The 22023-nt window shown below is 66.0% G+C and carries 14 protein-coding genes and 4 pseudogenes; 11 read left to right on the forward strand and 7 right to left on the reverse strand.

The window, feature by feature from the left end; translation table 11 throughout:
* Nucleotides 1-129: 129 nt before the first annotated feature.
* The 7 genes and pseudogenes from ROA7023_RS07080 to ROA7023_RS07110 form a co-directional block, all read left to right on the forward strand.
* Nucleotides 130-1188, forward strand: coding sequence for an efflux RND transporter periplasmic adaptor subunit (locus ROA7023_RS07080; protein ID WP_085878315.1), 1059 nt, complete (start codon nt 130-132; stop codon nt 1186-1188).
* The gene (locus tag ROA7023_RS07085) at nt 1185-2276 is read left to right on the forward strand and encodes an efflux RND transporter periplasmic adaptor subunit (RefSeq protein WP_159458454.1); all 1092 of its coding nucleotides are present in this window, start codon (nt 1185-1187) and stop codon (nt 2274-2276) included. The genes ROA7023_RS07080 and ROA7023_RS07085 overlap by 4 nt, the downstream gene beginning before the upstream one ends.
* Before the next feature lie 56 nt (nt 2277-2332).
* A pseudogene (locus ROA7023_RS07090) lies at nt 2333-5326 on the forward strand (efflux RND transporter permease subunit).
* 614 nt (nt 5327-5940) lie between these two features.
* Nucleotides 5941-6176: pseudogene (locus tag ROA7023_RS25795) on the forward strand (IS3 family transposase); the annotation flags it as partial.
* A 452-nt stretch (nt 6177-6628) separates the two neighbouring features.
* Nucleotides 6629-7045, forward strand: a complete 417-nt coding sequence (locus ROA7023_RS07100) for a universal stress protein (protein WP_085878318.1) — start codon at nt 6629-6631, stop codon at nt 7043-7045.
* Nucleotides 7046-7087: 42 nt separating this feature from the next.
* Complete coding sequence (locus ROA7023_RS07105; protein ID WP_085878319.1) at nt 7088-8752, forward strand: BCCT family transporter; 1665 nt, start codon at nt 7088-7090, stop codon at nt 8750-8752.
* Between the two features lie 144 nt (nt 8753-8896).
* Nucleotides 8897-9305 (forward strand): annotated as a pseudogene (locus ROA7023_RS07110) (transposase); the annotation flags it as partial.
* Here ROA7023_RS07110 and ROA7023_RS25000 read toward each other — a convergent pair.
* Nucleotides 9302-9634: pseudogene (locus tag ROA7023_RS25000) on the reverse strand (IS21 family transposase); the annotation flags it as partial. The pseudogenes ROA7023_RS07110 and ROA7023_RS25000 sit on opposite strands and share 4 nt — an antisense overlap.
* A 246-nt stretch (nt 9635-9880) precedes the next feature.
* On the opposite strand from ROA7023_RS25000, the gene ROA7023_RS24730 reads away from it, so the two are divergent.
* Both ROA7023_RS24730 and ROA7023_RS07125 read left to right on the forward strand, forming a co-directional pair.
* A complete protein-coding gene (locus ROA7023_RS24730; RefSeq protein ID WP_200812471.1) occupies nt 9881-10111 on the forward strand; it encodes a hypothetical protein in 231 nt (76 codons plus the stop codon).
* Complete coding sequence (locus ROA7023_RS07125) at nt 10108-10377, forward strand: hypothetical protein (RefSeq protein ID WP_085878320.1); 270 nt, start codon at nt 10108-10110, stop codon at nt 10375-10377. Before ROA7023_RS24730 ends, ROA7023_RS07125 begins: the two co-directional genes overlap by 4 nt.
* A 125-nt stretch (nt 10378-10502) precedes the next feature.
* Here ROA7023_RS07125 and ROA7023_RS07130 read toward each other — a convergent pair whose 3' ends face one another.
* Nucleotides 10503-13004 (reverse strand): adenosylcobalamin-dependent ribonucleoside-diphosphate reductase, encoded by a 2502-nt coding sequence (locus tag ROA7023_RS07130; RefSeq protein ID WP_085878321.1) that lies wholly within the window; start codon nt 13002-13004, stop codon nt 10503-10505.
* Between the two features lie 83 nt (nt 13005-13087).
* Between ROA7023_RS07130 and ROA7023_RS07135 the strand changes: the two genes are divergently transcribed.
* Nucleotides 13088-13519 carry a DUF1489 family protein gene (locus ROA7023_RS07135; RefSeq protein ID WP_085878370.1) on the forward strand — a complete coding sequence of 144 codons (432 nt, stop codon included), beginning with the start codon at nt 13088-13090 and terminating at the stop codon, nt 13517-13519.
* 18 nt (nt 13520-13537) lie between these two features.
* On the opposite strand, the gene hisG is transcribed toward ROA7023_RS07135, so the two are convergent.
* From hisG to hisS, 3 genes are read right to left on the reverse strand one after another with little or no spacing between them, the layout of a single operon-like run.
* Complete coding sequence (gene hisG, locus ROA7023_RS07140; protein WP_085878322.1) at nt 13538-14230, reverse strand: ATP phosphoribosyltransferase; 693 nt, start codon at nt 14228-14230, stop codon at nt 13538-13540.
* Nucleotides 14227-15318 carry an ATP phosphoribosyltransferase regulatory subunit gene (locus ROA7023_RS07145; RefSeq protein ID WP_234992065.1) on the reverse strand — a complete coding sequence of 364 codons (1092 nt, stop codon included), beginning with the start codon at nt 15316-15318 and terminating at the stop codon, nt 14227-14229. The genes hisG and ROA7023_RS07145 overlap by 4 nt, the downstream gene beginning before the upstream one ends.
* Entirely contained in the window at nt 15315-16889 is a 1575-nt protein-coding gene (gene hisS / locus ROA7023_RS07150) for a histidine--tRNA ligase (protein ID WP_085878324.1), read from the reverse strand. Before hisS ends, ROA7023_RS07145 begins: the two co-directional genes overlap by 4 nt.
* A gap of 120 nt (nt 16890-17009) precedes the next feature.
* Between hisS and ROA7023_RS07155 the strand changes: the two genes are divergently transcribed.
* A complete protein-coding gene (locus tag ROA7023_RS07155) occupies nt 17010-17216 on the forward strand; it encodes a SlyX family protein (protein WP_085878325.1) in 207 nt (68 codons plus the stop codon).
* Between the two features lie 30 nt (nt 17217-17246).
* Here the strand turns inward: ROA7023_RS07155 and ROA7023_RS07160 are convergent, their stop codons facing one another.
* A complete protein-coding gene (locus ROA7023_RS07160; protein ID WP_143535459.1) occupies nt 17247-18122 on the reverse strand; it encodes a hypothetical protein in 876 nt (291 codons plus the stop codon).
* A 136-nt stretch (nt 18123-18258) separates the two neighbouring features.
* Entirely contained in the window at nt 18259-21771 is a 3513-nt protein-coding gene (gene dnaE, locus ROA7023_RS07165; RefSeq protein WP_085878327.1) for a DNA polymerase III subunit alpha, read from the reverse strand.
* Nucleotides 21772-22023 lie beyond the last annotated feature (252 nt).

A 22023-nucleotide genomic window follows, 5' to 3' on the forward strand; every position in this document is an offset into this window, starting at 1 on the left:
CGAACTGACGGTGCGGAGGGGCTTCGAGGGCGTGACATGCACCCGGCGCAGCCCTATCCTTCTGCAATATTCCCACGACCCTGAAGTTACATTCTCTGTCCCCCGCGTGACCCCCAAGGACATGCCAACATGAGACCAATGACGCTTTTCCTGGGCCTGCTTCTGCCCCTGACGTCGCCCGCCCTTGCCGACCAGCCGCTCGCCGTGGCGGCGGTGACCGCGCAGGAAACCCCGTCGCGGAACACGCTGTCCCTGACCGGCGAGATCCGCGCCCCCGAGAGCCTGGGCGCCGCCTTTCCGACCGGCGGGCGTCTGGCCGAGATCACGGTCGAGGCCGGCGAGGAGGTCGCCCGCGGCACCGTCCTCGCCCGGATCGAAAGCGTGCAGGAGGCCCAGGCGCTGCGCGCCGCCGAGGCTCAGCTTGCAGCGGCCGAAGCCGACTTCGTCAATGCGCGAGACGAGGACAGCCGGCAGTCGGAACTCTTCGAGCGCGGCGCCATCACCCGCAGCGCCCGCGACAACGCAGCCGACCGGCTGGCCGCTGCCACCGCCCGCAAGGCCCAGGCCGAGGCGTCGCTCGACCAGGCCAGGGCGGCGCTGGACGACACCGTGCTGGTCGCGCCGCAGGATGCCATCGTGATCTCTCGCCGGGCCGAGCCGGGGCAGGTCATCGGCGCCGCGCAACCGGTGCTGGAGCTGGCGCTGGGCGAGGGATACGAAGCCGTCTTCGATGTTCCTGAGGGCGCCCTCACCGTCAGCCCGTCGACCCCGCCGACCATCCGGTTGAGCCCGATCGACCGGCCCGGCGTGTCGGTCACCGGGCAAGTCTCCGAGATCTCGCCCCTGGTCGATCCGGCCTATGGCACCGTGCAGGTGACGGTCACGCTCGGCTCCGGCGTGCCCGGGCTGACCTATGGCGACGCGGTGCGCGGGACGACCTCGCAGACCGCCGGTGCGCGTGTGGAGCTGCCCTGGTCCGCCATCGCCTCCACTGCCGCGGGGCCCGCCGTCTGGGTCGTGGACCCCGAGACGATGACGGTCTCCGAGCGTCCCATCGACCTGTGGCACCATGCGGAGGGCCGGTTGATCCTGCAATCCGGCGTCGAGGAGGGGGAATTCGTGGTCACGCGCGGAGTGCAACTGCTTTATCCCGGCCGAAACATCCGCATCGTGGAGGGCGACCAGTGACCCGCATTGCCCCCGCGCTCCTTGCCCTGTCCGTCGCCGCGCTTCCCGCCGCAGCCCAAGATCGGGAGCAGGCGGACGCCGAAGTCCGGCCCCGCCCCGTCATCTCGGAGATCGCAACGCCCGCGGCAGGGATCTCGTCCTCGTGGATCGGGACGGTCTCTGCCAGCCAGGAGATCGTGCTTGGCTTCGTCATCCTCGGCACGCTCGCCGACCGCCCCGCCTCGCTGGGCGATACGGTGGCCGAGGGCGACGTGCTCGCCCGCCTGGACAGCACCGACCTGGATGCGGAGCTGCGCGCCGCCGAGGCCGGCGTGACCATCGCCGAGGCGGAATACCAGACCGCAAGTGCCGCGGCGGAACGGGCGCGGGAGCTTCTGTCCCGGGGGGTCGACAGCGAAGTCGCCGTGCAAACCGCGGAAAATCAGCTCGCCGCCGCCGAAGCCCGCCTGGAGCAGGCCCGCGCGTCCCTGGCACGGGCCCGCGACGCCCGCGCCTTTGCCACGCTGAAGGCCCCCTCCGCCGGTGTCATCACCGAGATCAGCGCCGAGCCCGGCGCGACCCTCTCGGCCGGGGACCCGGTGCTGACCCTGGCGGCCCGCGGGGCGCGCGAGGTCCTGATCGGGCTGGCCGAGGAAGACGCCACCACCATGCCCGACAGCGCCGCCTTCGACATCAGCCTGGTGTCCAACCCGGGCCAGACAACGACCGGGACCCTGTTCCGCATCGACCCGATGAGCGAACGCTCCACCCGGACCCGCACCGCGCACCTGGCCCTGCCGGGTGACGCACCGGTCAGTTTCCGCCTCGGTGCGCTGGTGAACGCGGCCCGCGACCCCGAGGGTCAGGGGATGCTGTCCCTTCCCAGAGCCGCGGTGATCGGCGATGCGGAAGCACCGGCGGTCTGGGTCATCACCGGCCCGGACCGGACCCTGCGCCGCACCCCGGTGACGCTCGGCCCCGAAGGCGGCGGGCGGATCGCGGTGCTGGACGGCCTCGCCGAAGGCGAAGAAGTGCTGACCCGTGGCGTCCATTCCGTCACCCAGGGCCAGCGCGTCGGCCCGGTCACGAGCCCGGAGGCGATCCGATGAGCAGCTTCAACCTGTCCGACTGGGCGCTCCGGCACAGATCCTTCGTCTGGTTCCTGATGCTGGTGAGCCTCTTTGCCGGGGCGCTGGCCTATGTCCAGATCGGCCGCGAGGAAGACCCGAACTTCGCGATCAAGACAATGGTGATCCAGGCCAGCCTGCCCGGCGCCTCGGTCGAGGAAACGCTGACCCAGGTGACCGACCGGATCGAGAAGAAGCTGGAGGATCTCGACACGCTGGACGGCACCCGATCGCTGACGCGGGCGGGGCTTTCGGTGGTCTATGTGGATCTGCTCGACACGGTGGCGGCCGACCAGCTGCCCATCATCTGGCAGGACGTCCGCAACATGATGTCGGACATCAGGGGAGAGTTTCCTAACGAATTCGGCGGCTTCAGCTTCAACGACGACTTCGGCGACGTGTTCGGCAACATCTATGCCTTCACGTCCGACGGGTTCACCCCGCGCGAATTGCGCGACTATGTCGAAAGTGCCCGCCGCGCGGTTCAGGGGCTGGACGACGCCGGCAAGGTCGAGATCTTCGGCACCCGGGACCAGGTCGTCTATATCGAGTTCTCGACCGAGCGTCTCTCGGCCCTTGGGCTGAACCAGCAGGAGGTGAAGGCCACGCTGGCGGCCCAGAACGCGATCCTGCCCTCCGGCGTGATCGACGCAGGCCCCGAGCGCATCCTGGTGCGCACCGGCGGCGGCTTCAGCGGCGCACAGAGCGTGGCCGACGTGAACCTGCGGGTGGGCGGCCGGCTGTTTCGCCTGACCGACGTGGCGGACGTGCGGCTGGGCTACGAAGATCCGCCCTCCGAGCTGGTGTTCTACAACGGCCAGCCCGCCATCGGCCTGTCGGTCGGGATGCGCTCCGGGGCGAATATCGTCGATTTCGGCGAGGAGCTTTCCAACCTGATGGAGCGGGTCGAGGCGTCCCTGCCGATCGGCATCTCGATCCACCAGGTAGCCGACCAGCCCCACGTGGTCGAGGAAGCCGTCGGTCACTTTGTCCAGGCGCTGATCGAGGCCATCCTGATCGTGCTCGCCGTCAGCTTCGTCAGCCTGGGGCTTAGGGCCGGGCTGGTAGTGACGCTCACGATCCCGCTGGTGCTGGCGATCACCTTCGTCATCATGCACGCGTGGGGCTTTACCCTTCAGCGGATTTCGCTCGGGGCGCTCATCATCGCGCTGGGGCTGCTGGTCGACGACGCGATGATCGCCATCGAGACGATGATCTCGCGGCAGGAGATCGGCGAAAGCCTCGGGAAGGCCGCCTCGTTCGCCTGGACCTCGATCGCCTTTCCGATGCTGACCGGCACGCTGGTCACGGTCGCCGGGTTCATCCCGATCGGCCTGAACAGTTCGGCGGCGGGCGAGTTCACATTCTCGCTTTTCGTCGTCATCGCGGTGTCGCTGCTGGTCTCGTGGATCGTCGCGGTGCTGTTCGCGCCGCTGATCGGCGTGACGCTGCTGCCCTCAAGAATGGGCCATGAGGACAAGGGGCCGGGCCGCGTCCGGCGCGGGTTCCACAAGGTGCTGCTGGGGGCGATGCGCCTGCGCTGGCTGACCATCGTGGTGACGCTGGTGCTGTTCGGTGCCTCGGTCTATGGCATGCGCTTTGTCGAGAACCAGTTCTTTCCCAGCTCCGACCGGCCCGAGCTGATCGTCGACGTCACCCTGCCGCGCAATGCCTCGATCGAGGCGACCCGGGCCGAGGTCGCGCGGGTGGAGTCGCGGCTGGCCGAGCATGACGACGTGCAGTTCTGGACCAGCTACGTGGGACGCGGCGCACCGCGGTTCATCCTGTCCTACGACGTGCCGACCCCAGGCCCCAACACCGGGCAGATCGTGATCCAGACGCCGGACGTGGCCGCCCGCGACCGCCTGCGCGCCGACCTGGAGGCGCTGGCCCGGGACGAGTTCCCCGGCACCGACCTCTTCGTGAAGCTGCTGGAGATCGGCCCCCCCGTCGGCCGGCCGGTGCAATACAGGGTGACTGGGTCCGACCTGGACGAGCTGCGGGCCCATGCCCGCGACTTCGCAGCCCTGCTGGCCAGCGATCCGCGCATGACCAACATCCTGCTGGACTGGAACGAGCCCGCGCGGGTCGTCCGGGTCGAGGTGATACAGGACCGGTTGCGCCTGCTGGGCCTGACCTCGCGCGACATCGCCTCGGCGCTGGCGACGATCTATGACGGCACCACCGTGACCGAGTTGCGCGACAGCACATACCTTGTTGACATGATCGCCCGCGGAGGCGCCGAGGCCCGCTCCTCGATCGAGGGGCTCTCGACGCTGCAGCTGTCGGCTCCGGACGGCACACCGATCCCGCTCTCATCGGTTGCGGTGTTCCACTACGACACCGAACAACCCCTGATCCGCCAGGAAGACCGGGTGCCCACGATCACCGTCGCCGGGGCCATTGCGACGGAAGACCAGCCCGCGACGATCGTGGATGACCTGGCCCCGGAGGTCGAGGCCTTCGCGCGGGACCTGCCGCCCGGCTTTTCGATCTCGGTCGGCGGCTCCGTCGAAAGCTCGGCCGAGAGCTAGGCGCCGATTGCCGCCGTGGTGCCCGTGATGCTGCTGATCATGGCGTTCCTGGTGATGATGCAGATGCAGGGGTTCCGCCGGTCCTTCGTCGTCTTCGCGGCCGCGCCGCTCGGGCTGATCGGCGTCGTGGCGGCCCTGCTGCCGTCGGGGGCGCCCCTGGGCTTCGTCGCCATCCTCGGCGTGCTGGCGCTGATCGGCATCCTGATCCGCAACTCGATCATCCTTGTGCACGAGATCGAGGTCCAGCGGGAAGACCACGGCCTGGCACCCTGGGACGCCGTTTTCGTCGCCTCCGATCACCGCGCCCGGCCGATCCTGCTGACGGCCGCCGCGGCGAGCCTTGCGTTGATCCCGATCTCGCGGCAGATCTTCTGGGGGCCGATGGCCTATGCGATGATGGGTGGCATCATCGCGGGAACGCTGATCACGCTGCTGTTCGTCCCGGCGCTCTATCTCGCGGTGTTCCGGGTCAAGCCCCCGTCCGGCGCGTCCGACTGAGCGGGCACCCGGCGCGGCCACGGACCGCAGGGCTGCTCCGGGCCGTCTGCGCGGAGGCGCGGGTTTTCCGAGCGGACGTCCGAAACGATCCATCTGCCTTCGTCGTTTTCGCAACCCGTGAGCCTTCGACGATCGCTGCAGGATCCGATCGCGAACACTGACATTCCGGATCGTAGCGCGTCCCGCATCTGGTCCGCCAAAGGTCTCTGCGGCGTTTGGGGGATCCTTGGCGCCGTAATCGTTGGCGGCGGGGTCTGGCTGATCGCGCTTGGCGGCCGCTTCTACGACCGGCTCGCTGTCGCCGGCCCGCAGACCCTGCCGGAGGTGGGCACTGACCTGTACCCATGGGTCCTTCAGTCTGACACGGAATCTGCTTAACCGCGAAGGATCAGACAAATGAGCACAGGCCGTTTCACCAAGGCGCCGATCAGCCGGATGATTGAGGAGCAGCAGGCCGGCATGCCGACGGCAGAGAATGCCGCAGTCCCGAACCAGGCCCGAGGCTGAAGCCGCTCGAAGACGAGATCGTCAATGTCGTCCTGCGGTATCAGCAGGGACGGAACTGCCGGTGAGCCATGACGCGCCATTGGTCCAAGCGAGCATGGCGACCGAACAAGGGGCGAGTGGCGGCGCCAAGGGCATTGCGGGATGACGATACCTCGCAGCGCCGGACCTGCCAGCTTTTCGGTGTCGATCTGGCTTTCGCAGGATCGTTATCCTGCCGGAGCGCAAGGCTATGCTCATGAACCGCAAGAATCTCTATCGGCTCTGACGCGAAGAGGGATTGTCGGTGAGGCGACGGCGGGGGCGCAAACGGGCCCGTGGGTCGCGCGGGCCGATGACGGAGGCCCCACTGCGCGATCGGATACAGGGTTGCGATCGCTCTGTATTGTCCCGATGGCGCAGCCAGACCGTCATTGTGAAAGAGCCGGGAATATCAAGCCGCCTGCGGTGCAATGTCGGGTAGCAGAGCAATGTTGGGTAGCAGAGCATCTTGAGCGAGGACCCCATGGCCGACAGGTCAGCCACGTTGGCCGTGGCGACCTGCATGAACGTCCACCTTGGGAAGGTTGCCTCACGGGGCGTTGCAGACGGCGGCAATCCCGGACAATGCGTTCTGTTCCTTCAAATTTGCCTTGAAGTCAGTGTCCGCAGCCCACTTTTGCCAAATCGCTCAGAGTATGTAATGTGCCCCCCACAAGCAGCTCTTAAGCTTGGATCTAAACATTGAGCGCTCTGGCGTCTACCGGGAAGTACGGTGGCCTGCCATGCTTCGCGCCCGCGCTCGGAATGGAGGGAGAAATGTTCAAACGAATAATGGCACCGGTCGATCTGGCGCACGTCGACAAATTGGGACGTGCGCTCGAATGCGCGGCCGACCTCGCCAAACACTACGGTGTGCCGATCACCTACGTGGGGGTGACGTCGTCTGCGCCCAGAAAACTGGCGCATAACCCTGAGGAGTTCGGCCAGAAGCTTGACGCGTTTGCCGATTCAGAGGCTGCCAAGCACGGCGTCGAAACGTCCGCGCACACCACGATCGCGCATGACCCCACGACCGATGTCGACGATGCGCTGATGCGCGCGATCGGTGAAACCGGCGCCGACCTTGTCGTGATGGCGAGCCATGTGCCCAACGTGGTGGACTACATCTGGCCGTCCAACGGCGGAAAACTGGCCGCACATGCAAAGTGTTCGGTATTGGTTGTGCGCACCTGATGCGCCGAACCAAATAAGGGAAATAACAGGGGAAGCCTAAATATGGCAGATAACACTGACACCGATGAAAGCACGGGGATCCCCGCGCCAGAAGGCGCGTCGCATCTCATTGATACCGATTACGTGATCGGTCAGGACAATATCGAAGCGCAGATCGGTCCCTTCGGCCTGGACATTCACAACCCGGTCTTTCTGATCTCGGGCCTCTCTGTGGTGGCTTTTGTGGTCTACGCACTTCTGGCACCGGAGCAGGCAGCCGATTTCTTCGGCTGGCTCCGCCCGGCACTGACATCCACATTTGACGGGTTCTTCCTGTCGGCGGCGAACATTTTTGTTCTGTTCTGCCTCGCTCTAATCGTGTCTCCCTACGGGGCGGTCCGTTTGGGCGGCGCCGACGCCACACCTGATTATGGCTATGCGGGATGGTTCGCGATGCTCTTTGCCGCCGGTATGGGCATCGGGCTGATGTTCTTCGGCGTTCTGGAGCCGGCTTATTACTTTGGCACACCGTGGGGCGACGAACCACTGGGGGCTGTGCGTCCGTTCACCGAGGATGGCGCTCTGATCCCGGAAAACGTGGAAGCCGCCAAGCGCATGGCGCTGGCCGCGACCTCTTATCACTGGGCACTGCACCCTTGGGCGATCTATGCCGTTGTCGCGCTTGCGCTGGCGCTGTTCAGCTACAACAAGGGACTTCCGCTTTCGATCCGCTCGGCCTTCTACCCGATCCTGGGTGAACGTGTCTGGGGCTGGTGGGGTCACACGATTGATATCGTCGCGGTCTTCGCCACGCTTTTCGGTCTTGCGACTTCGCTTGGTCTGGGGGCACAACAGGCCAACGCCGGTCTCGAGCATGTCTTCGGCATTCCCACCAGCGTGACCGTTCAGGTCATCCTGATCATCTGCATCACCCTCATCGCGCTGATCTCAGTCCTGCGGGGTCTCGATGGCGGGGTCAAGATATTGTCAGAGATCAACATGGGGCTGGCGATATTGCTCCTCCTCTTCGTGCTGTTCACCGCCGGGGCGATTGGCATCGTCACCGATTTCGGCAATACGCTGGTGGCCTATGCGCAAGAGCTGATCCCATTGTCCAATCCATTCGGTCGTGAAGACGACGGCTACCGGGAAGGCTGGACCGCGTTCTACTGGGCCTGGTGGATTTCTTGGTCACCCTTTGTCGGCATGTTCATCGCCCGCGTTTCGCGTGGTCGAACCGTCCGTGAATTCATCACCTGCGTGCTGATCATCCCGTCGCTGATCTGCGTATTCTGGATGGCCGTGTTTGGCGGAACGGCGATCAACGACATGGTCGCGAATCTTGACGCCAGCGCGGTGAAGGCCAACGTGATCGACACCTACGTACCGGAACTGTCGCTGTTCGCGATGCTCGAAAGCCTTCCGCTGGCCTCGATCACCTCGACCTTAGGTATCGTGCTCGTGATCGTGTTCTTCGTCACGTCGTCGGACTCTGGCAGCCTCGTGATCGATACAATCACGGCTGGTGGGAAGGTCGATGCGCCAGCGCCGCAGCGCGTGTTCTGGTGTACCTTCGAAGGTCTGGTCGCCATCGCGCTCCTGATCGGCGGTGGCCTCGGGTCGTTGCAGGCGATGGTGATCTCGACAGGCCTACCCTTCACGGTCGTGCTGCTGTTGATGTGTTGGTGCATCCTCAAAGGTCTCATGCAAGAGCACAAGCATATCTGAACAGCCGGAATTGAACGGGTGCGGCGACGCGCCCGTTCTCAATCTTCCATCCCAAGTCAGCCTCGCAATAGGGTCTGGACCGGCTTTGTAGCGCAGGTCCAGCTGGCGACTGATCTTGTAAATCCGGCATGTTGGCCGGTCTGCATGAGCAGACCCACCTCGCCGAGGGCCTTGACCAGGAATCGGCTGGCCGACACCGAAGCGCTGAAGCAGCGCGGCTCCCTGACGATCTGGTTCGACCCGGACGCCCGGCGGTGTTGTCCGATGCGGCCATCCAGTTCTGCCTGTCCACTGCCCGGCAGGGCATCGCGCAGCGATGTCCCGAGAGGGGATCAGGATCCGGTTCAAGCGTCCGCTTCGCCAGACCGCTGGCATGGTGGAAAGCCTGCTGAAGCTGGCGGGGCTGGACTGGCCGGTGCCCAACTTTTCCACCCTGTGCCGCGGGCCGAAGACCCTGGCCGTTCAGGTCACTTCTCGCCGCGCCGACGGGCCACTGAACCAGCTGGTCGACAGTCCCGGGATCAAGCTCCTCGGCGATGGCGCGTGGCAGGCCTCGCCCGGATCGAAGCCCAGCGGCACATAGGCACTGGCCGAGGCTTCCTGCGTCGCCTTCGGCCAACTGCACGCATGGCGCCGGACAGCATCATGGCCGCCGTCATGGCCGCGGTTGCGCAGCTCCGCGCAGATCCGCATCGGCGTCAGCCGTCCGCGCTTGGGTCGCCGAGCATTCTCCCCCGGCGGCCCGTCCAGCTCCGACCGCCAGGGATCGATCTTCGGACGTGGCTGCGTCGTGCGGTCATACGCGAACCCGGCCGCGCCCGATCCGATGACCTTGCGCGCCGTGTCCCGCGACAACCGCACCTCCCGGCAGACCTGCTTGATCGACTAGCCCTCGACGAAATGCGCACGCCCGATCTTCGCGATCGTCTCCACAACCAACATCCCCTGACTGCTCCCTCATGCCTTCGAGAAAGCTTCTCACCAGAACCAACAGGGGGGCCACTCCTGGACGCCGATCTCCCCAAGATGGGGGTCAATCCTGCATGCCGTTCCACATTCAACGAGCTCGAGCTCGCCGGGTATCGGAACGAGGTCGAGCAAGCCATCGGTACAAGGGATGCCGTGGACATGAAGCTCTACGAGCCCGCCATGCGGCATCCGATCGACAACTACATCCGGGCCGACGGCTCCAAGGTCATCTCGCACCTCGAAGACATCAGTCTGATCGACCTGATCGAGAGCAAGGGGGCATCGGCCGAGGATGACCTGCCCGCGAGACGCCACGCGCGTCCGGCGTGTTCTCGCGGGGCGCGTGCCGGCATGGCCCGCTGCATCCGAGGTTCTCGACAGGGCTCGTGAGCACCCTCGCTCATCTGGTTGTCACCGCTCGAGCCGGCGCGGATCGGTCAAACGGCCTCGACGGCTACGAATTTGAGATACGTCAGGGCCTTGACTACGTCCTACAGGCTTGCGACGACCACGGCGTCGAACAGCTATCGTTGAGCAAGATCCGGAATCTCTTGTGCATCCGGTACGCCGGCACGATCGATGCGAAGGTGGACCTCGGGCCCGTCGCGGAGATCAGGAAGGCCTTCGTCGACATCCAGGGGCATCTGTTCCGCTGAAACGGCCCAAGCGGCCCGTTCCCCGCCGAATGCGTCCTGTGGCCAGCTTTTGGTTGTCATAATGGTCAAATGACCCCCAAAATGGCCAAGAATTGGTGGTCGTTGCAACAGCCGGGACCGAACACCTAGCCGCACTTGGAGTATCCGCAATTGCCGCAGGTCATGCAGCCTTCGACCATGCGCAGGTCGTAGGAGCCGCAGGACGAACAGGCCGAACGGGGGCGTTGGCCGATGACCGCGACCTCGGCCTGCGGGTCGGTCTTGAGGCCTAGGCCCTCGCCGGCGAGAAAACCGATGGCGATCAGGTGCGTCTCGATCACGCCGCCGATCGCGGCCAGCATCGAGGGGATGTACTTGCCGTTCATCCAGGCCCCGCCGCGCGGGTCGAACACGGCCTTGAGCTCTTCGACCACGAAAGACACGTCGCCGCCGCGCCGGAATACCGCCGAGATCATCCGCGTGAGCGCCACGGTCCAGGCGAAATGCTCCATGTTCTTGGAATTGATGAATATCTCGAAGGGACGCCGCTGGCCGTTCACCACCACGTCGTTCAGCGTGATGTAGAGCGCATGCTCGCTGCCCGGCCATTTGACCTTGTAGGTATTGCCCTCCAGCGCCTCGGGCCGGTCGAGCGGCTCTGACATGTAGACGACGTCGCCATCCTGCCGTTGAGATCCCGCGCTTTTCAACGGCACCACATCCGGGCTTTCATCTTCGGCGGGCCCGCCAACCAGGTCAGTCAGCGACACGCCAAGCGCCAATGCGAGCTTCTGAACGGTCTCTACCTTTGGGCTCTTGACGCGCCCTTCCAGGATCTCCGCAACCGCGCGGGCATTCAGGCCTGCCTTCATAGACGCTGTGGCGGCGTTCATGTCCTTGGCCTTCATCAGGTCAGCCAACCGCTCGGCGACACTCGGGTCCCCCTTGGTAGTCTCACTCACCGACAGGACCGAGCCCGTCACATCGTTCGGCCGGTAGGTCGTGCAGCCTTTGCAGCCGGTGTCCCAGGCCTCCATGTAGACGTCCTTGAACGCCTCGAAGCCGATATCCTCGGGGACATTGATCGTCTTGGAGATCGACGAATCCACCCATTTCTGCGCCGCCGCCTGCATCCGCACATGGGCCATCGGCTCCAGCGTCTGGGCGTTGACGAAATAGTCGGGCAGTTCCGCGTCGCCGTGCAGATCGCGCCACAGGTTCACCGCGTAGTCCACGACCTCTTCCTGGGTCTTCGTCCCGTCCTTCTGCAGCACCTTGCGGGTGTAGGAATAGGCGAAGACCGGTTCGATCCCCGAGGAGACATTGCCCGCGTAGAGCGAGATCGTGCCCGTCGGCGCGACCGAGGTCAGAAGAGCATTTCGTATGCCATTTTGACGAATGGCCTCCCTGACGTCATCGTCCATGTTCTGCATCGTGCCGGAGGCCAGGAACTTCTCAGCCTCGAACAGCGGGAACGCGCCCTTTTCGGCCGCCAGCCCTGCCGAGGTCAGATAGGCGGCCCGCGCGATCTGTTTCATCCAGGCCTCGGTCTGGGCCGCGGCCTCGGGCGAGCCGTAGCGCAGGCCGACCATCAGCAAGGCATCGGCCAGGCCCGTCACGCCCAGCCCGATCCGCCGCTTGGCCGCGGCCTCGGCGGCCTGTTGCGGCAACGGGAAGCGCGAGGCGTCGACCACGTTGTCCATCATCCGCACGGCCAGCCCCACGAGGTCTTCCAGGGCGGCCTCGTCGAGATGTGCGCCGTCGGCGAACGGCTCCGCCACCAGCCGCGCGAGGTTGACCGACCCCAGGAGGCAGGCGCCGTAGGGCGGCAGGGGCTGTTCGCCGCAGGGGTTCGTGGCGGCGATGGTCTCGCAATAGGCGAGGTTGTTCATCTGGTTGATGCGGTCGATGAAGATGACGCCCGGCTCGGCGTAATCATAGGTGGATTGCATCACGGCATCCCACAGTTCCCGTGCCTGCAAAGTGCGATAGACCTTGCCATCGAACACCAGATCCCAGGGGCCGTCGGCCTTGACCGCGGTCATGAAGGCATCAGTCACCAGCACCGACATGTTGAACATGCGCAGCCGGGCGGGGTCGGATTTCGCGGCGATGAAGCCCTCGATATCGGGGTGATCGCAGCGCATGGTCGCCATCATCGCGCCCCGGCGCGAGCCTGCGGACATGATCGTGCGGCACATCGCATCCCAGACATCCATGAACGACAACGGGCCCGAGGCATCCGCGGCCACGCCATGGACCGCCGCGCCCTTGGGCCGGATCGTCGAGAAGTCGTAACCGATGCCCCCGCCCTGCTGCATGGTCAGCGCGGCTTCTTTCAGCATGTCGAAGATGCCCCCCATGGTGTCGGGGATCGTGCCCATCACGAAGCAGTTGAACAGCGTCACGGACCGCTCCGTGCCCGCCCCGGCCGTGATCCGCCCGGCAGGCAGGAAACGGAAATCCTCCAGTGCGCCATAGAACTTCGCTTCCCACGCCGCGGGGTCGTCCTCGACTGAGGCTAGGGCGCTGGCGATTCGGCGCCACGTGTCCTCAACACTCTGGTCGATGGGGGTGCCGTCGGCCTCTTTGAGGCGATACTTCATGTCCCAGATCTGATCGGCGATGGGCGCGGCAAAGCGGGTCATGGGCATCCTTTCGGCAACGTGACAGGCGGCGGTCTGGCAGAATCACAGGCAGAGGCTTATCCTACCATATCTTGGGGGAAAACGTGAACAGTACACTGAATCTACAAAAGCTGTCGGTCGGCACCGAAACGGTCGAAGACCTCGCCGCCTGGCAGGCGACGCGCCGGGCGCAGACGCCCGACGGTCTGCCGCGCCATGTCACGCGGATGTGGCCCAAGCGCGAGTCAGAATTGCTGAACGGCGGCTCGATCTACTGGGTGATCAAGGGGCTGGTGCTGTGCCGCCAGCGGATCGAGCGGCTCGACGAATACATCGGCGCGGACGAGATCCGGCGCTGCGCCATCGTGCTGGACCCGCAGATCATCCGCACCACGGCAACCCAGCGCCGCCCGTTCCAGGGCTGGCGCTATCTCAAGGGCGAAGACGCCCCCCGGGATCTGCCGGCCGGCCGCGAGGCCGAGGAGGCGCTGCCGCCGCAACTGGCGGCAGAGCTGGCGGCCATCGGCGTGATTTGATCCGAAGCAACGGCGGCCTCAGGCGCCGATCCGGGCCTCGATTTCGCGAAGCGTTCCGCGCGTCGCGTCGTTCCAGTCCGCGGCGCGGGATTTGAAGAGCGTGGCCTGGCTGGCGTGGACCAGACCGTCGGACAGGACCTTCAGGAAATTGGCCCGCAAGGTCTCGCCGGTCGAGGTGATGTCGGCCACGGCCTCGGCGGAATCGTTCTTGACGGTGCCCTCGGTCGCGCCCTGGCTGTCGATCAGCGCGTAATCGGCGACCCCGTGCTCGCGCAGGAACTCGCGGACAAGCCGATGATATTTCGTGGCGATCCGAAGCCGGTGGCCGTGGCCGGCGCGAAACTGCGCGGCGACGGCGTCGAGATCATCCAGCGTCTCGACATCGACCCAGGCCTGCGGCACGGCGATCACGAGATCCGCGCCGCCGAAGCCCATGGGGGCGATCTCCCGCACCTGCTGGTCCCAGTTGGCCAGCTTTTCGCGCACCATGTCGGACCCGGTCACACCAAGGTGGATGCGCCCGGCGGAGAGTTCGCGGGGAATCTCGCCGGCGGACAGAAGCACCATCTCGACGCCGTCGATCCCCTCCACCAGGCCGGAATATTCCCGTTCGCTGCCCGCCCGGCGCAAGGCGATCCCGCGCGTGCCGAACCACTCGAACGTCTTCTCCATCAACCGCCCCTTGGACGGCACGCCGAGGCGCAGGGTCATGACGTCTCTCCCGCGATCAGAACTTCGGGGCGGATCACGCCGCCCACCGCCGGAATGCCCCTGCCCTGGCCAAGCACCCGTGTCAGCGCATCGTAGCGCCCGCCGGTGGCGACCGGCGGCAGATCGGGCCGTCCGTCGAATGAGAACCCGAAGACGAAACCGTCGTAATATTCCATCGAGGTGCGCCCGAAACTGGCCTCGAATGCCAGATCGTCGACCGCGATCCCGTGCGCCACCAGGGCATCGAGGCGGGCGGCAAGCCGGTCCACCGCGGGTTCGAGCAGCGGCAGGTCCGCGGACATGTCGCGCAAGGCTACGAGGACATTGGGCGCGGTCTCGCGCAGCGACAGGATCGCGTCGATCAGGGCAAGCTGCACCTCGGAGATCGGCGGCGTCTCGGCATCCTGGCGCAGGCGTTCGATCCGTTTTGCGATCTCCGCCTCGGTGCGCTTGCCCAGAAGCGGCCCCGCGTCGGCCAGCGGGTCCTTGGTGCTCAACAGCATGGCCCGACCCGGAGGCGTGGGGGTGCGGCCGCCGAAGCGGTCGAGCAATTGCCGAAACCGCCGGGGCCGCCAGATGTGACGCAGCAGCGCGGCCTTGCGGACCTCGGTCGTGTCGAGGCCCTGGACGGCGGCGACGAGAATCCCGATATCGCCCGTCGCGGCCCGCAGCGGCAACGGGGCCAGGACCTCGGCCATCGCGGCAAAGACCTCGGCATCGGCGGCGGCCGGATCGGTGCCGCCGAACAGCTCCAGCCCGACCTGCAGGTATTCGATCGGCCGCGCGGGGTCGGCCTCCTGCTTGCGGAAGACCTCGCCCGCATAGGTGTAACGCGCCGGGTCGGCCCCGCCCGCCATGTGCATCTGGACCACCGGAACCGTGAAATCCGGGCGCAGCATCATCTCTCCCCGAAGCGGGTCGGAGGTGACGAAGGCGCGGCCCCGGATATCCTCGCCGTAAAGGTCGAGCAGTGTCTCGGCGGGCTGCAACAACCCGGTTTCGACCGGCATGGCGCCGCCGGACTGGAACAGCCCCAGCAGCAGCGTGGCCCGGTCCCGCGCGGCGCGTTTCACCTCTGACTGGATCACGCCAGACCGTCCAGAATGCCGCGCACCCGCGCCACCAGCTCGGACCGCGGCACCTCGTATTGCGAGGGGCGGTCCTTCCATTCCTCGAGCGTCGCGTTCTCGGCGATCTGCAAGCCCAGGACCAGGTCCTTGATCTGGACCACACCCTTGGACTTTTCGTCCGCACCTTCGATCACCGCGACCGGAGAGCCGCGCTTGTCTGCGTATTTGAGCTGGTTGCCGAAGTTCTTCGGATTGCCGAGGTAGACCTCCGCCCGGATGCCCGCGCCGCGAAGCTCCGCCACCATCGCCATATAGTCGGCCATCCGGTCGCGATCCATGACGGTGACGACCACGGGGCCGTCCGCCTGCGCCTGCCCCTGCCGCCGCATCCGAAGTGCTGCCAGCAGCCGGTCCACCCCGATGGAAATGCCGGTGGCAGGCACGGATTGGCCGGTAAACCGCTTCACGAGGTCATCATACCGCCCCCCGCCCGCGACGGAGCCGAATTGCCGCGGCCGCCCCTTCTCGTCCTTGATCTCGAAGGTCAGCTCGGCCTCGTAGACGGGTCCGGTGTAGTAGCCGAGCCCGCGCACGACGGAGGGGTCGATGACGATGCGGTCGGGGCCGTAGCCTTGCTTGCGACACAGATCAACGATTTGGATAAGCTCTTGCATAGCATCGATGCCGGCCGATGTGTTCCCCAGAACGGTATAGATATTGTAGAGTACCAACCTGTCGTCGTCGGTCCACCAAGATCGATCACCGACGCTCCGAGCATAATCTCTGGCCGCTTCAAGATTACTTGAGTCCCTAGCGTCAACAAAAACTGCCTTTATCGTGTCAACAGCATGTTGCCTAAAGCCCGCGCCAGCTGTGAAATCGCCACTTTCGTCCTTTCGTCCAGTGGTAAGTAGCTGCTCCACGCCCTCCCAACCCAAGCGGTCAAGCTTATCTATGGACCTCAAAGTAATTCCGCGAACATGCTCGCGTCGCTCGTCTTCAAAAATGTTATCGACACCAATTGCCTCAAGCACTGCATTCAAAACCTTCCGGTTGTTGATGCGGATCACGTAGTCCCCCCGCGCGATCCCCACCTCCTCCAGCGCATCCGCCAGCATGGCGCAGATTTCGGCATCTGCGGCCATCGACGCGGTCCCCACCGTGTCGGCGTCGCATTGGTAGAACTGGCGGAAGCGGCCCGGGCCGGGCTTCTCGTTGCGCCAGACGGGGCCGAAGGTGTAGCGGCGGTAGGGGGTGGGCAGGTCGTTGCGGTGCTGGGCATAGACGCGGGCCAAGGGTGCCGTCATGTCGTAGCGCAGCGCCAGCCAGTCGCCGGGTTTTTCGCCCTCGGCGTCCTCTTGCCAGGCGAAGACGCCCTCGTTCGGGCGGTCCACGTCGGGCAGGAACTTGCCCAGTGCCTCCACCGTCTCCACCGCCGAGGTCTCCAGCGCGTCGAAGCCGTAGCGGTGATAGACTGCGGCGATCCTCGAGAGCATCTCGGTGCGCTCGGCGACCTGCTGGCCGAAATAATCGGTGAACCCTTTGGGCGTTTCGGCCTTCGGGCGGGGCTGTTTCTTGTCCTTGGCCATGGTCTTCCTCGACTGCCGCTCACTGCGCCGTTTAGCCCGCGTCCGCCCGAAGGGCAACGCACCGCGAAGGGCCATTCAAGGGCCATTGGCCCGCGCCGTCGAACCCGCTATCAGGCCCGCATGAACGATGAGAGCCAAGACACCCAGGAACGCATCGCCCACCTGGAGCGCGACCTGGCCGACCTGTCCGATGTGGTCGCCCGGCAGGCCCGCGAGATCGACGTGCTGACCCGTCGGGTGGCCTTGCTGATGGAACGCGAGGCCGGCCGAGAAGCGGATCAACCCGGCAGCATACCGCTAGCCGACCAGAAGCCGCCGCACTGGTAAATAGGCCGGGTCTGGTAGATCCGCCGGGCGTTATCCCTTGAAATCTATCGCCGCCACCGCGCGGTCGTGCAGCAGGATCTCGACCCACCGATCGCCCCCGCCGAACCGGTCATAGACGGTCACGAAGGTCGTGTTGCGATCCAGCCGGTCGATCTGAGAGCCACAGGGCTGGCCGCTCCGGACCCGGCAGACGCGCGACTTGATCGCCTCATAGGCGATGTCGGTCTCGTTGGTCTCGAGCCGAGCGTTCTCGGTCTCGTAATGCACCGCCTCGTAGGTGCCCACGTCACCGGTCAGGACCAGCGCCCCGGTAAAGGTCCGGGGGCAGCCGTCGGCGAACCCGGTGATGTAATGGGGCCGCGGCGCCGTCGAATTGGGGATCGTGTCATAGATCTGAAAGCCGGACACCCGGGCGATCCGGGTCCCGAGGCGCCGCTGCGGGACGTTGCAGGCCCGCGCGATTGTGCCGTAAGGCATCACGGTCCCGGGTTCCACGTCCATCGCATCAGGTCCCGAGCGACGGGCGGGGGCAAGGCCGAAGAGGCCGCCGCCAGGCCGCGGTGCCGCAGCCGCCGGCGGAGGTGTGACATCCGCGCTGGCCTCGACCACGGGCGCGGACCGGTTCGCCGGACGTGCCCCGCCATTGCGGTCGAACCCGAGCATGGCCAGCAGGCCGCGCGGGGGCCGCGCGTCGGTACGCTGTGCGGCGGCATCGACAGCGGCCTGCTCGACCGCGCCAAGCTGGTCGCCGACCTCGGCCAGCATCGGCGCCTCGCCGCTGCTGGCCGAAATGCTCGCCTGCGGGCCGCCGCCGATGTCCGTGTCGCTCAGCCGATCTATGCCGCGAAACGGATCGCCGCAGCCTGCCAGCCCCACGAAGGCCGCTAGAATTAGTGTGTATCGCATCTGTTCGGTCCTGTCCCCGGCCCGGTTTCGCCCCGTGTATCGCAGCGCCGCCTGTGGGTAAACGGGTGACCCACGGTCGGCATTTGTTCGCCAGCGACCGAGTCTCCGGCGCAACGTGCGCGGCCGGGGGGCGCTTTCAGACCTCGTGCACCTCGAGCACACCGGGCAGTGAGCGCAGCGCCCCCTTGATCTGCGGGGTGACCGGGAACTCGCCGCCGAGGTCCAGCTCCACCTCGCCCGGCAAGCTTGGATCCATCAGGCAAAACAGGATTGGGCCCCGCCCGCCCCGCGTCCCGTCCGCCCGGGCATTTTCAAGCACGGCCGCCACCGAGGCAACGGCTTCGGCCGCCTCGACATAGACCTTGAAGCCCGTGCTGCCGGCCTCGGCGACGACCACGTCGATCGGCGAGACAGAACGGGCCAGCAGCTTGAGCTGGTCGGATTCCATCGTCGCCTCGACCTGCAGAACCACCTGCGAGCCGCTTTCGAGGAAATCGCGCCCGGCCTCCAGCGTGTCCGAGAACATGGTGACCTCGTACTGGCCCGTCGGATCCGACAGCGCGACGAAGGCAAATCGGTTGCCCCGCGCCGACTTGCGCTCTTGCTTGGAGGCCACGGTGCCCGCCATCTTGACGATCGCCGCGCCCCGTTCGGCCCTGGCCATCACCTCGTCCAGGGTCATGACCTGCTTGCGCCGCAGGGGGCCGAGGTAATCGTCAAGCGGGTGGCCGGAAAGGTAGAAGCCGACCGCCTTGAACTCTTCGGCCAGCCGTTCGGCGGGCAGCCAGTCGGGCACCGAAGACAGGCGCGGCTCTGGCAGGTCGTCGCCCGCATCGCCAAAGAGCGAGGATTGGTTGCTCGCGCGTTGCTCGTGGATCGCGGCGGAGTAGTTGGTCAGCCCGTCGAGGCTCTCGAACACGCGGCGGCGGTTCGGGTCGAGCTCGTCGAAGGCCCCGGCGCGGGCGAGCATCTCGAGGCTGCGCTTGCCCACCCGCTTGAGGTCGACGCGGCGGGCGAAGTCGAACAAATTGCGGAAGGGGCGGGCGGCGCCCTCCGCGGCGCGGGCCTCGACGATCAGGCGCATGGCCTCGACGCCGACATTCTTGAGCGCGCCCAGCGCGTAGACCAGAGTGCCGTCCTGAACATCGAAGGTCGCGTCCGAGCGGTTCACGCAAGGCGGCGCCCAGGGCAGGCCGAGGCCTTTCTTGACCTCCTGGAAATAGACGCCAAGCTTGTCGGTCAGGTGCAGGTCGCAGTTCATGACCCCGGCCATGAACTCCACCGGGTGGTTCGTCTTGAGCCACGCCGTCTGGTAGCTGACGACCGCGTAGGCCGCCGCGTGGGACTTGTTGAAGCCGTAGTTGGCGAACTTGTCGAGAAGGTCCCAGACCTCTTGCGCCTTCTTCTTTTCGACGCCGTTCTTCGCGCTGCCCTCGAGGAACTTGGGCTTTTCGGCGTCCATCGCGGCCTGGATCTTCTTGCCCATGGCCCGGCGCAGCAGGTCTGCGCCGCCGAGAGAATAGCCCGCCATCTCCTGCGCGATCTGCATCACCTGTTCCTGGTAGACGATGATGCCCTGGGTCTCGTCCAGGATGTGATCCACCGAAGGGTGCAGCATGTCACGATCGGAGATGCCGTTCTTGACCTCGCAATATTTCGGGATGTTCTCCATCGGGCCGGGCCGGTAGAGCGCGACCAGCGCCACGATATCCTCGATGCAGGTCGGTTTCATCCGCCGCAGCGCGTCCATCATCCCCGAGCTTTCCACCTGGAACACGGCGACCGTCCGCGCGGCGGAATAGAGGTCGTAGGTCGGCTCGTCATCCAGCGGGATCAGGTTCATCTGATTCTCGCCGCCGGGCGCGGGCTGATAAAGCTGCGTGCCGTCGGCGGCCTCGTGCAGGTTGCGGCCGGATTTCAGGATCAGGTCCACCGCGTTCTGGATCACGGTCAGCGTCTTGAGGCCGAGAAAGTCGAACTTCACCAACCCGGCCTGTTCCACCCATTTCATGTTGAACTGGGTGGCGGGCATCTCGGACCGGGGATCCTGGTAGAGCGGCACAAGCTCGTCCAGCGGCCGGTCGCCGATCACCACGCCCGCGGCGTGGGTCGAGGCGTTGCGCAGCAGGCCCTCGACCTGCTGGCCGTAGGTCAGAAGCCGCTGCACGACTTCTTCGTTCTTGGCGGCATCGCGCAGGCGCGGTTCGTCCGCCAACGCCTTCTCGATGCTGACCGGCTTGACGCCCTCGACAGGGATCATCTTCGACAGCTTGTCGACCTGACCGTATGGCAACTGCAGCACACGGCCGACGTCCCTGACGGCCGCTTTCGACAAGAGCGCCCCGAAGGTGATGATCTGCGCCACCCGGTCGCGGCCGTATTTCCGCTGCACGTAGGTGATGACCTCCTCGCGGCGGTCCATGCAGAAGTCGATGTCGAAATCGGGCATCGACACCCGCTCGGGGTTCAGGAACCGTTCGAACAGCAGGGCGTAGCGCAGCGGATCCAGGTCGGTGATCGTCAGCGCATAGGCCACGAGAGACCCCGCGCCAGACCCCCGGCCCGGCCCGACGGGGATGTCGTGATCCTTGGCCCATTTGATGAAATCGGCCACGATCAGGAAGTAGCCCGGAAAGCCCATGCCCTCGATGATGTCCAATTCGAAATCGAGGCGCTTCTGATAGTCCTCGACGCTGGCCGCATGCGGAATGACAGCCAGCCGGTCCTGCAGGCCGGCGTTGGCCTGCCGGCGCAGTTCCTCCACCTCGTCATCGGCGAACCGGGGCAGGATCGGGTCGCGCTTGACCGATTTGACCGCACAGCGGCGGGCGATCTCGACGGTGTTCTCCAGCGCCTCGGGCAGGTCGGCGAACAGCGTGGCCATTTCCTGCGGCGATTTGAAGTAATGCTGCGGCGTCAACCGGCGGCGCGGTTCCTGCTGGTCGACATAGGCGCCCTCGGCGATGCAGATCAGCGCGTCGTGGGCCTCGTAGAGGGCCGATTTCGGGAAATAGACGTCGTTGGTCGCGACCAGCGGCAGGCCCATGGCATAGGCCATCTCCACGTGGCCCCGTTCCGACAGGCGTTCTGCCTCGGGCAGGCCATCGTCGCCGGGGTGGCGCTGAAGCTCGACATAGAGGCGGTCGCCGAAGATCGCCGCCAGACGTTCCATCAGCGCCTGCGCCTTCGGCCGCTGACCGCCGCGCAACAGCCGGCCGACCGGGCCATCGGGGCCGCCGGTCAGGCAGATCACGCCCGCCGCATGGGCAGCGAGCTCTTCCAGCATTACCTGCGGCCATTCTCCGCGCCCGTCGAGATAGGCGCAGGAATTCAGCTTCATCAAATTCTGGTATCCGGCGTCGTCCTGCGCCAGAAGCACGACCGGCGCGGGCGCCTCGGGGCGCTTGCCCGGCTCGGGCGGGATATAGGCGAGGTCGATCTGGCACCCGATGATCGGCTGCACGCCCGCCTTGGTGGCATATTCGGAAAACTCGAGCGCGCAGAACATGTTGTTGCTGTCGGTCACGGCGACGGCCGGCATGTCCATGCCGGCGGCCAGATCGGACAGTTTCTTGACCGGAACCGCGCCTTCGAGCAGCGAGTATTCGGTATGGGTGCGCAGGTGGATGAATCGGGGGCTCTGGGTCATGCGCCTACCGTATGTCGGGGCGCGACAAGGGTGAAGCGCCAAGATGTCGTCGGTCCGCCGGGGGCCCTTGCGCGGAAGTCAAACCGCCCGAAAACCCGGCGCGCCCCGGTGCGGCGGCGGTCGGATCGGGCGCAACGGGACCTCGGACCACCGCGGAACGCCAGGTGCGACGCAACCCGGGCTTGCAAAACCGGCAACTGCCCGGTTTCATCGCATCTCAAACCGGGGGCGCGCGGCCTACACCGCATCGAC

It is taken from the genome of Roseisalinus antarcticus (assembly GCF_900172355.1).
Lineage (GTDB): Bacteria > Pseudomonadota > Alphaproteobacteria > Rhodobacterales > Rhodobacteraceae > Oceanicola > Oceanicola antarcticus_A.

Bases quoted from the DNA above. Each gene is read 5' to 3' on its own strand.
- ROA7023_RS07080 (WP_085878315.1), top strand. From the start codon at position 130: ATGAGACCAATGACGCTTTTCCTGGGCCTGCTTCTGCCCCTGACGTCG.
- ROA7023_RS07100 (WP_085878318.1), top strand. From the start codon at position 6,629: ATGTTCAAACGAATAATGGCACCGGTCGATCTGGCGCACGTCGACAAA.
- ROA7023_RS07105 (WP_085878319.1), top strand. From the start codon at position 7,088: ATGGCAGATAACACTGACACCGATGAAAGCACGGGGATCCCCGCGCCA.
- ROA7023_RS24730 (WP_200812471.1), top strand. From the start codon at position 9,881: ATGAAGCTCTACGAGCCCGCCATGCGGCATCCGATCGACAACTACATC.
- ROA7023_RS07130 (WP_085878321.1), bottom strand. From the start codon at position 13,004: ATGACCCGCTTTGCCGCGCCCATCGCCGATCAGATCTGGGACATGAAG.
- hisG (WP_085878322.1), bottom strand. From the start codon at position 14,230: ATGACCCTGCGCCTCGGCGTGCCGTCCAAGGGGCGGTTGATGGAGAAG.
- hisS (WP_085878324.1), bottom strand. From the start codon at position 16,889: ATGGCCAAGGACAAGAAACAGCCCCGCCCGAAGGCCGAAACGCCCAAA.
- ROA7023_RS07155 (WP_085878325.1), top strand. From the start codon at position 17,010: ATGAACGATGAGAGCCAAGACACCCAGGAACGCATCGCCCACCTGGAG.
- ROA7023_RS07160 (WP_143535459.1), bottom strand. From the start codon at position 18,122: ATGCGATACACACTAATTCTAGCGGCCTTCGTGGGGCTGGCAGGCTGC.
- dnaE (WP_085878327.1), bottom strand. From the start codon at position 21,771: ATGACCCAGAGCCCCCGATTCATCCACCTGCGCACCCATACCGAATAC.